The organism is Puniceispirillum sp. (SeqCode), assembly GCF_965657105.1.
GTDB lineage: Bacteria > Pseudomonadota > Alphaproteobacteria > Puniceispirillales > Puniceispirillaceae > Puniceispirillum.
Window position 1 is genome coordinate 20699 of record NZ_CBFHNB010000034.1, and the last position, 2540, is coordinate 23238.

The window sequence follows — 2540 nt, forward strand, 5'->3', positions numbered from 1 at the left end:
AGATCAGCGACCTTTGCCTGATGATCCTTGACGTAATATTCATGATTTCCGGTCACGAACAGAATGGGTTTTTCAATCACCTTTAAGGGACTTAAATCGGCAGCGTTAAAAGCACTTGAATCAAACAGATCGCCGCCGATTAAAAGAAAGTCGTAATCCAGCTTGTCTATGGTCTGACAAATTCTTTCGAAATGCTGCTTTGAATTAGACCCCAGATGAACGTCGCTAATGAATAGCAGGTTAGAAGGTTGATCTATTTTTGGCGAGGTGATGTGGATATTCTTAAGGTGGATATAGCGCCCGTTTAAAATGCTTTTTACGCAGGTAATCACAAAGACAATGAGGCAGAACAGACCGATTTCAAAGCTGAATTCGGGCATAATCAAGGCGGCGATTAAACCAATATTAAATATGCAGAAGCCGATGAAGCCAATGCCCATGCCATAATAGATGATCGTGCTTAAGAGGGGGGACGTGATATGTGTTTTGAAATACACAAAAATAGTCAGTGCAATAATAGCTGTCGGGATGATCGTTACAGGCTGAATAAGCCTGGCATCAAATAGAAGATAGGCAACGATATTCAGCGGATAAATATAGATTAGAAAACTCAGTATAAAAATGATGGTAGCAAAAATAAAATTTCTCATTCATGTCATCCCATCTGTAACAGACCGCCCTTATATCTGCGGGCACAACACCGACAATGGCGACCACTCAAAGGATAGCGCAGCATCAGGCATATCCCATCCCATTAAATAGCGTCCCATTATAGGGCATCCCATTATAGGTGGCTCATGGTGCCAAATTCTTCCATGCGCCTAGATATTGTTCGTAATGGCGCCAAGCGTCGGAACTGCCTTGATAAAGTTTTTGTCGCACCTGAACGGCACTTGCTGTCTGAACGGCGCGTTCAGTCTTGTGAAATTCAAGACATTGCGGTGCCCAAGCCAGATCACAAAAGGCCAGTAACGCGCGTGTTTCATCTTCCTGATTCTGGGTCAGCTGTTCATAATTAAGCTGGTAAATATCACCTGGCAGTAAGCTGTGCCAAACCCGCATCAAATCGGCATATAGGCGATAAAACTCAGCCAGATCGTCGATATCATAGGCAAACCCGTTTCCTTTAGAGGCGAATTCATGCTTATAGATTGACCAGCAGATCGCGCGTGGATCACGTTGTAAATGAATGATTTTTGCTTCGGGAAATATCTGCTTTATAAAACCGGTCCAGCGGAAATTAAGGGGTAATTTATCAGTAACAAAGGCGGCACCATCAGCGCATGAAGTTAATGTTTCGAAATATTGCGCGCGTATCGATTCGGTTTCAGCCGCGACACGATGTGCCATATCTTTGGGTGATGGCTGGTGATCGGGACATATGAACAGGGTTTCAAATAATGTGGATAAGGTGTCAAGCTCGCCTGCGCCATGGACGTCTGGATGGCTTGCCAATATCTGTTCAGCCAGCGACGTGCCCGACCGCGGCATGCCGACGATCAAAATAGGCTTTATCGCGGCTTTGATCTTGGTGTCTTTTATCTTTGAATTGGCGATCTGAAAATGCCGATAGCTATTGGTGATCATCGTGAATAAGGCACGGTCATCTTCGATATGGTAATCACCTTCGGCCTTGCGCAAGTCATTGGCCTGCTGCAAAAATCGAAAGCTGGTTTCATAATGTGCCATCTTTTCATGTGCGGCCCCAAGCGCAAAGCCCAGCTTTTTACGCGCATGTTTATCAGTATTATGATCGGCAAAAAGCCGTTCCATATTGGCCAGCATGGAATCATTCGGCGCAATATCTTTGATCAGATTGCTCCGGTTGAAATAGGCCAGCGCATAATCAGGTGCCAATGTAATCGCCTGATCGTAAGATGCCAGCGCCGCATCAAAGCGGCCTAGCTCCTGCAAGGTTACAGCTTTATTATTATGGGCCTCGGCATGATCTGGGTTAATTTTGATAGCCCTATCAAACGCTGTCAGCGCGGCCGCATGCGCCCCGCTTTGCTGTAATGCCAACCCTTTATTGATATGCGGTTCAGCAAAATCAGGATTTTGCGCAATTGCTGTTGCATAGCTTGCCAGCGCGCCTGCCACATCACCCTGTGCCTTTTTGAGCATGCCATATAGATTATGCGCCATCGCATCATTGGCATCATGGCCTAGGGCTGTCTCTATATGCGCTATTGCCGCGCCAATTTGATCAGTATCAAACAGCAATGTTGCCAGATTGATATAGCCTTCGACATAATCGGGCTTCAACGCCAAAGCCTTTTCATAATAGGATTGGGCGCGTTCATGATCGCCAGCGCGCGCATATATGATGCCCATATTATTATGCGTTTCAGCATGGTCCGGATCAATCGCCAGCGCTAGTTCATAGCTGGCAATGGCGTCATCTGCTTTGCCTAGTTGCTGAAAAATCGTGCCGCGATTAATATGCGCCTCGATAAATTCTGGTTGCACAGCCAGCGCATGTTCATAGCTTGCCAGCGCCGCGGTCATCTGCTGCATCTGTTGTAAGGTAACGCCGCGAT

2 protein-coding genes are annotated in these 2540 nt (G+C 46.3%); both read right to left on the bottom strand.

The genetic code is table 11. The features are described 5' to 3' along the window. The coding region (locus ACTF7Q_RS06275; RefSeq protein ID WP_438997002.1) for a metallophosphoesterase at nt 1–650 on the bottom strand (650 nt) is incomplete at its 3' end. Between the two features lie 145 nt (nt 651–795). Then, nucleotides 796–2540 (bottom strand): tetratricopeptide repeat-containing sulfotransferase family protein (locus ACTF7Q_RS06280; RefSeq protein ID WP_438997003.1); only part of this gene is annotated, 1745 nt, incomplete at its 5' end.